Genomic DNA, 7,945 nt, shown 5'->3' with positions numbered 1-7,945 from the left:
TTCCGAACACAGAAGTTAAGCCCACCAGCGCCGATGGTACTGCTAACGCGGGAGAGTAGGCCGCCGCCAGTTTTTATTTTATTTTTAAAAAGTCCTTTATCGAATGATAAAGGACTTTTTTTGTTTTATCCCTACCCCTTAGAAATGAATAATGAGCAATGAATCACCCGGCATTATCCATTTTCAATTCTCAACTCTCAATTTTCAACTCTCATCATCCTAGCCCCGATAGCAACGGTTACCCCGCAGCATGAGTGGGAGTGTTGAAGGTTTAAGGGTGGAAAGTGCTGGCGCGAGGAGTATGAGTGGATAGCGGGAAATAGCTCCTGAACATAAAAAAACATTTGTACAGTAATTTTTATTTTTATAATGATTTTCGGAAATAGAGTTTTGCAGGATTTTCTATTTGTATTTTTTCACCTTTTATTACCATCTGTGCAAGTCTTTTACCCATCTGTGAGAAGTCTGTGGATAGAGTAGTAATGCCATTTTCAACTACTTTTTTCAAAGGGGTCTCATTATAAGAAATAATTCCGATGTCTGAACCTAATTTTAAATGTATCTCCCTGCATTTTTCAACAGCTTCTACCAATTGCCTGTCATTAGGAATAAGGTATAGCTGGCCTTTTTTGAAATCATGTTTTTGGAAACCGGATAGGACAGTGTATTTTTTATGGTAGATTTCACAATATTTTTTTAAACCATTTACCATATCGATAGGTTCTTTTTCACCTGGAAAGACAATGATGAAATGAGAATATTTTTCTATTGCCTCAGAATAGGTTGTCAGAGCTTCGAAGATATCTTTTACAAAATTTTGATAAATGCCTGAATAGTGTTGTAAACTATCCCTCATCTGATCTATGATATATACTTCGTCCTTTGGAAGAGCTGCAATTAACGTTTCTATACCCTCTACATTTCCGGGCATGATGATATATTTGGAATAGTTTCCGATATTATCGTGAAGTAATTTGCGAAACATAGAATAATTGAAGTGATGAAAGAAAATATCCACATGTCCTTTCTGTCCAATACCTTCCAGAAAAGCGTTCAGGAGATCTTCTTTAAAAGAATTAAGTTCATCAAATAAAAGAAAATACCTTTTTTCATAAGTGAAGTCTTCTGTTCTTACGTAATATCCTTTTGCTGGAATTGATTGAATGATGCCTTTCTTTTTAAGCTGATCATAAGCCAGTAAAACGGTATCTCTTGAGATCTGATGTTCTATACAAACTTTATTGACCGACGGTAATCGATCATTCCTGAATAACCTTTTGGAAATGATAGCCTGCTCTATACATGCAATGATTTGCTTGTAGATAGGGAGGTTGCTTTCTTTGTCTATAGTAATAAGTTTCAAAACTGGTGGTATAAAATTAAAAACAGGTAGGTATTGGGATATAAATATATTCAATCTTTATATCTTGAACAACAGTTTTTTATCAATACTATGAGTCATTTATTTTTAGGAAAGCTTATCAACAGAAAAGGTTTTGAAGTTAGTTTTTGCAATTTTGGGGCGACGATTACTTCATTTAAGGTTCCCATCTCTGATGGGGATCAGATAGATATTGTTTTGGGTTTTGATCATGTAGATGATTATAAGAAATCATTTGAACTTGAATCCCGACCTTTCTTAGGTGCAGTGGTAGGTCCTCATGCCGGAAGAGTAAAATCGGGAAAGTATATGGACGATGAAATTGAGATACAACTTGAACAAAATTGTGGCGAGCATCACCTTCACGGGGGAAGTCTTAATCTTAGCAACCAATATTGGGAAGTAGTTGTGAAATCTGATAACCGATTGGTTTTTGAAATTGTATTAAATAATGGAAAAACAAAATATACTGCAGAGTATTTTTTAAATGATGATACATTATTTGCCAATTTGAGAGCTGAGACAAAAGTCAATACTTTGATTAATCTTACTCAGCATTCTTATTTTAATCTTGACGGCCACCAGGGAATCGTGAGTGATTTAAAAATGAAATTAGAGGCGGAAAAGTTTTTAGAAAAGGATTCAGCTCTTCTTCCGACAGGAAAATTAGTAAAGACTCAAAGCAGTGATTTTGATTTTTCTGAATTCAGAAGATGCCCTTCTCAGATAGATACATCTTTTGTGCTTACAGCAAAAAATCCCGGAGCGATTCTTAAGAATGAAAAAAATGGTTTGATGCTTAAGGTGTATACGAATCAACCGATCATTCACGTATATGTTGGTGGTCATACTCATCCTATTATCGGAAAAGAAAATACAGTCTATCATACAACCAGTGGAATTTGTTTTGAAGCTCAGAATTTTCCTGATTCTCCTAACCATGCCAATTTTACAAATGGGATTCTGAGAGCAGGAGAAAAATATACTAATGAAATAGCTTATAAACTTGAGCTTGGTTCTATTTAAAAGATACTATACCAGATGGAAAAACTTATTACACAGACAAGAGAAGCTTTTGAGTTACATTTCGGGGTTTGCCCTGATCATATTTTTTTGTCACCTGGCCGTATTAATATCATTGGCGAACATTTAGATTACAATGATGGTTTTGTTCTCCCCGCAGCTATTGATAAATATATATGTTTTGGTGTAAGAAAAAACTCAGGGAGTGCTTCATGCCGGATGTTGTCGTTGGATTTCGATGAGTATTTTTCTTTTGAAGCCAGTACTATACCCGATGTATGGCCAACGTGGGCCGGTTATATGGTTGGTGTGGTTGCTGGAATTCGGGAGTTAGATAAAAAGATAGGAGGAATAGATATCGTTTTTAAAGGAAATATTCCTATGGGAGCTGGTCTTTCTTCTTCGGCAGCGTTGGAATGTGGTTTTGCGACTGTTTTAAACGGGATATTCAATCTGCAACTTTCCAAAAAAGAGATTGCATTGCTATGTCAAAGATCTGAAAATAATTTTGTGGGAGTCAATTGTGGAATAATGGATCAGTTTGCTTCTGTCTTTGGAAAAAAAGATAAAGTGATGATGCTCAATTGTGATTCATTGGAATATCAATATTACAATGCAGAATTAACAGATTATAATTTTATTCTGTTTGACAGTTGTGTAAAGCATTCACACCTTTCATCAGGGTATAATGAAAGGCGAAATGAAATAGAGAATGGAAAAAAAATTATTAAAAATAAATTTCCGGAGATAAAGTCTTTTCGGGATTGTACTCACGAAATGTTGAGAACTACCAGAGAAGAACTTGGTGAGATCCCTTACAAACGTTGTCTCTATGTTATTGAAGAAATGAATAGAGTAGTAAAGGCAGCTGATGCTTTAAAAAATCAAGATCTGAAACTTTTAGGGAAGCTCCTGACTGAAACACATCTTGGTCTTTCGCAGCTCTATGAAGTAAGTTGTCATGAACTTGATTTTTTGGTGGATGGAGCCCTGAAATTAGAAGGTGTTTTGGGCGCTAGGATGATGGGAGGCGGATTTGGCGGATGTTCTATCAATTTAATAAAAAAAGATAAAGAAAAATTCATTATCGAACAAATGAAATTGCGGTATCATAATGCTTATGGAATTTCATTAAAAGCCTATAACGTAAATATTTCTGATGGATCAAAAGAATATCTAAAAAATGAAACCGACCTTTAACAATAGAGATCATCCACATAGAAGATACAATCCGCTACTGGATGAATGGATTCTTGTGTCACCACAAAGAGCAAAGCGTCCCTGGCAAGGGCAATTAGAAAAGAATCATCACGAAATTCACAATCAATATGATCCTGATTGTTATCTCTGTGCAGGAAATATAAGGGCAAATGGAATACAAAACCCTTACTACAAAGGCGTATACGTTTTTGATAATGATTTTGGTTCCTTACTGCAAGATGAAGTAGGTGGTGTAGAAGAATTTCATGAGCTCTTCGTCATCAAGCCTGAACAAGGAATTAATAGGGTAATATGCTTTTCGGATGATCATAGTCTGACGCTTCCTGAAATGGCTATCCGGGATATTCAAGAAGTAATAGACGTGTGGCAGGATGAGTATACAAATCTCGGAGCGCTTGATTATATCAATCACGTGCAGATTTTTGAAAATAAAGGAGCGGTAATGGGATGTAGCAACCCACATCCCCATGGCCAGATCTGGGCTCAATCTTCCATTCCTTCGTTAGTTGTCAGAACCGGTATCAATCTGAAAAAGTATTTTGAAAAAAATAAACGTTCCCTTCTTCAGGACTATGTGTTGGAAGAACAAAGAAAAAATGAAAGAATTGTCTGGGAAAATTCAGATTTTATTGCATTAGTCCCGTTTTGGGCTACATGGCCTTATGAAACAATGATTGTTAGCAAAAGGCATATAAAAAGTTTGGTAGAGTTTACGGAACAGGAGAAAAAATCATTAGCTGAAATACTCAAAATCTTAACAACGAAATATGATAATATTTTTGAAACTTCTTTTCCATATTCTGCTGGAATTCATCAGGCACCTACTGACGGAGGCTTGAACGCTGAATGGCATTTTCATATGCACTTCTATCCACCATTGTTAAGATCCGCAACAGTAAAGAAATTTATGGTAGGATATGAAATGCTTGCCGAAGGACAAAGAGATCTCACCCCAGAACAAAGTGCGGAAGTTTTAAAAAGGCTACCAATCGACCATTATAAAAACAAACACAAATGAATAAATTAACTGCAGCAGACTACATCGTCTTTATATTGTATTTTGTGACGATTGTTATATATGGTATTTATATTTTTAAACGAAAAAGAAAAGCAAAAGCAGACAGCAAAGATTATTTTCTCGCTGAAGGATCACTGACATGGTGGGCTATTGGTGCTTCCCTTATTGCCAGTAACATCAGTGCAGAACAATTTATCGGAATGAGTGGAAGCGGATTTAGTATGGGACTCGCTATTGCTACCTATGAATGGATGGCAGCTTTTACCCTTATCATTGTTGCCGTTTTCTTTATTCCGGTTTACCTGAAAAATAAGATTTACACAATGCCACAATATCTTCACAAAAGATATAATGAAAAAGTAGCACTCATAATGTCTGTTTTTTGGCTGATGCTTTATATTGTGGTCAATCTTACCTCTATCCTTTATCTGGGAGCATTGGCCCTTAACGGTATCTCCGGATTTAACATCACCTTATGCATGAGCTTTCTTGCTATTTTTGCCATTATGATAACATTGGGAGGAATGAAAGTAATTGGTTACACAGATGTTATTCAGGTATTTTTCCTGATTTTGGGAGGATTGATAACAACGTATCTCGCAGTAACAATGATTTCAGAAGGTTCGGGATTATCAGCTTTTGGAAATGGCCTTACAACAATGAAAACATTGGCGGGTGATCATTTTCATATGATTTTCAAGAAAACAAATCCATATTATATGGATCTTCCCGGTATTTCTGTTCTTGTAGGTGGAATGCTTATTGTCAATCTTAATTATTGGGGATGCAATCAATACATTACACAGCGGGCATTAGGAGCTGATCTTAAGACAGCCCGTAGTGGTATTTTGTTTGCTGCTTTTTTAAAATTACTCATGCCGGTCATCGTTGTACTCCCGGGTATAGCTGCATATGTACTATATCAAAAAGGATTATTTCAGCAGGAAATGCTTCAGGAGGGTAGTCTTAATCCAGATCGCGCGTACCCAACATTACTCAACCTCCTTCCTTCAGGATTAAAAGGCTTATCATTCGCTGCACTTACAGCCGCTATTGTTGCTTCCCTTGCCGGTAAGGCCAATAGCATTGCCACCATCTTTACATTAGATATTTATAAAAAATATGTAAAAAAAGATGCTTCGGAAAATACACTTGTACAAGTTGGTAAATGTGCGGTTATTATTGCTGTTATTCTTTCAGTGATTATTGCTCCGTTTTTAGGAATAGATAAAAAAGGAGGATTTCAATACATCCAGGAATATACGGGTTTTGTAAGCCCCGGTGTTTTTGCTATGTTTATCCTTGGCTTTTTTTGGAAGAAAGCAACTCCCAATGCGGCTCTTTTTGCTGTCATAGCAGGATTTATCTTTTCAGTATTCTTAAAATTTCTCCCCATGATTGCTGATCTTTCTTTTCTATACACAGTCAATTTTGCCGTTCCTGACGCAAGTGGAATATATGAAATAGCTTTTATCGACCGTATGGCGGTTGTTTTTGTACTCTGTGTATTGGGAATGTATATCATTAGTATCCGGGAAACCCGACAAGGATTAAAAACAAATGCCTTGAAAATTGATTATTCTATGTTTCGTGTCAGCCACACGTTTGCAATAGGAAGCGGTGTGATCATATTTATTCTCATTATCCTATATACCCTCTTCTGGTAGAAAAGTATAATTGAAAATATTTCACATACAAATTTTCCAGTACTTTCAACCTCTCACTCTCCAACGCTCAAATGTATTCAGGAGCTATTTCCCGCTATCCACTCCTACTCCTCGCGCCAGGCGCTCCACAGCCAAAACCCTCCGGCTCTCCAATCCCTGCTGCGGGGTATCCGTTACTATCGGGGCTAGGAGAATTGAAAGTTGAAAATTGAAAGTTGAAAGTTGAAAGTTGAAAGTTGAAAATGGGTTTGCGCTCAACAGAAAATAATGTACTCCTCTATGCCAATCCATGCAATCATTGGGAAAAATCTATTTCACTAGGAGCGGGCTTTAGCCCGCTCAATAAATAACCACCCCTCATCAGGCTTTAGCCGAAACTTAAAAATCCTTCCACACCTATCATGTAACTTGTCATCTCGTACGGATCCATCCCATGGATCTATTCTTACCTTCTCTTATATAATATATATACACTATCCATTATCATCCGTGCAAATCTGCGCAATCAGTGGGAGAAATCTACTTCAATAGGAGCGGGCTAAAGCCCGCTCAATAAATAATTACCCCTCATCAGGCTTTAGCCGAAACTTAAAAATCCTTCCACGCCTATCATGTAACTTGTCCTCTCGTACAGATCCATCCCATGGATCTATTCTTACCTTCTCTTATATAATATATATACACTATCCATTATCATCCGTGCAAATCTGCGCAATCAGTGGGAGAAATCTATTTCACTAGGAGCGGGCTTTAGCCCGCTCAATAAATACCCATCCTCATTAGGCTTTAGCCGAAACTTAAAAATCCTTCCACACGCCTATCACGAAGCTTGTCGTCTTGTAGAGATCTCTACTCCGTTATTCCATATTTATCCTAATATATATATGCATACACCTTTTCCGCTGTCGAGATCCCTTCGGGATGCCATATTAAATGAGATATTAGAAAAACTGATAAAAATAACAGCTGTGGAACCCTTTCAGAATACCCTCCACCCATTAACCCCCATTTATAATATATCATACACTAATAGATGGTCCCCTTATAACAATTTGTTTGATCCGCGGGAGACCTTTCCAACATGCACTCATTTTCCACTTTCCACTTTCAATTTTCCATTCCTATATATACCCAAAATCCCCCTTCCACGGTTTATTCTCTCTCTTGCCCTCAGCCTCTCACGCTCTCCAACCTGCTTCCCCAAACATTTGTTTAAAATTTTTCTTTCTGCTTACCAGTGTTTTAAGATTAAATATGAAGTAAAGATGAAATTTATGTTAAATAAAGTTGTGGGGTAATAGAGAAGTTTCTATCTTTGCCCCACTGAAAACGAGAGTATATCAGTAGCGCAGGAGAGCTTTTAGATAAGCAAAAACATTAAGTACTTCAAAAAGAGTCAAGCGTAAAAAACTTTTAATTTTTATCAGATAAAAGTTGCGAGTTAAAATAAAGTTTGTATCTTTGCAGTCCCAATTAAGGGGGCGCAGGAGTAGGGGTGATTGAGGTTATAGAGGGAGTTTAGGGTTAACAAATAAACTTTAAAATTTTCTTCAAAAACATTTGGTCATTACAAAATAAAGTTTTACTTTTGCACTCGCAAATACGGAGCGACACTGACAGAGAGATTGCTTCGTT

General features: G+C 36.7%; 5 protein-coding genes and 1 rRNA gene. 5 read left to right on the top strand and 1 reads right to left on the bottom strand.

Translation table 11 applies throughout. From position 1 onward, the window contains the following. Window positions 1-72: ribosomal RNA gene (gene rrf, locus C1631_RS25140) — 5S ribosomal RNA — on the top strand; the annotation flags it as partial. 292 nt (window positions 73-364) lie between these two features. Here rrf and C1631_RS23020 read toward each other — a convergent pair. Then, a complete protein-coding gene (locus C1631_RS23020) occupies window positions 365-1,363 on the bottom strand; it encodes a GntR family transcriptional regulator (RefSeq protein ID WP_109714455.1) in 999 nt (332 codons plus the stop codon). A gap of 90 nt (window positions 1,364-1,453) precedes the next feature. Here C1631_RS23020 and C1631_RS23015 point away from each other — a divergent pair, with 90 nt between their 5' ends. From C1631_RS23015 to C1631_RS23000, 4 genes are read left to right on the top strand one after another with little or no spacing between them, the layout of a single operon-like run. Next, window positions 1,454-2,407 (top strand): aldose epimerase family protein, encoded by a 954-nt coding sequence (locus C1631_RS23015; RefSeq protein WP_103248639.1) that lies wholly within the window; start codon window positions 1,454-1,456, stop codon window positions 2,405-2,407. A gap of 15 nt (window positions 2,408-2,422) precedes the next feature. Then, window positions 2,423-3,604, top strand: coding sequence for a galactokinase (gene galK, locus C1631_RS23010; protein ID WP_103248640.1), 1,182 nt, complete (start codon window positions 2,423-2,425; stop codon window positions 3,602-3,604). Beyond that, the gene (locus tag C1631_RS23005) at window positions 3,588-4,643 is read left to right on the top strand and encodes a UDP-glucose--hexose-1-phosphate uridylyltransferase (protein ID WP_103248641.1); all 1,056 of its coding nucleotides are present in this window, start codon (window positions 3,588-3,590) and stop codon (window positions 4,641-4,643) included. The genes galK and C1631_RS23005 overlap by 17 nt, the downstream gene beginning before the upstream one ends. Then, window positions 4,640-6,310 carry a sodium:solute symporter family transporter gene (locus C1631_RS23000; protein ID WP_109714453.1) on the top strand — a complete coding sequence of 557 codons (1,671 nt, stop codon included), beginning with the start codon at window positions 4,640-4,642 and terminating at the stop codon, window positions 6,308-6,310. Before C1631_RS23005 ends, C1631_RS23000 begins: the two co-directional genes overlap by 4 nt. The last annotated feature ends 1,635 nt before the right edge of the window (window positions 6,311-7,945 follow it).

It is taken from the genome of Chryseobacterium phosphatilyticum (genome assembly GCF_002899825.2).
GTDB classification, from domain to species: Bacteria; Bacteroidota; Bacteroidia; order Flavobacteriales; family Weeksellaceae; genus Chryseobacterium; species Chryseobacterium phosphatilyticum.
The sequence above is the reverse complement of the archived record's forward strand: the minus strand, read 5'-3'. Positions and strand labels throughout refer to the sequence as shown.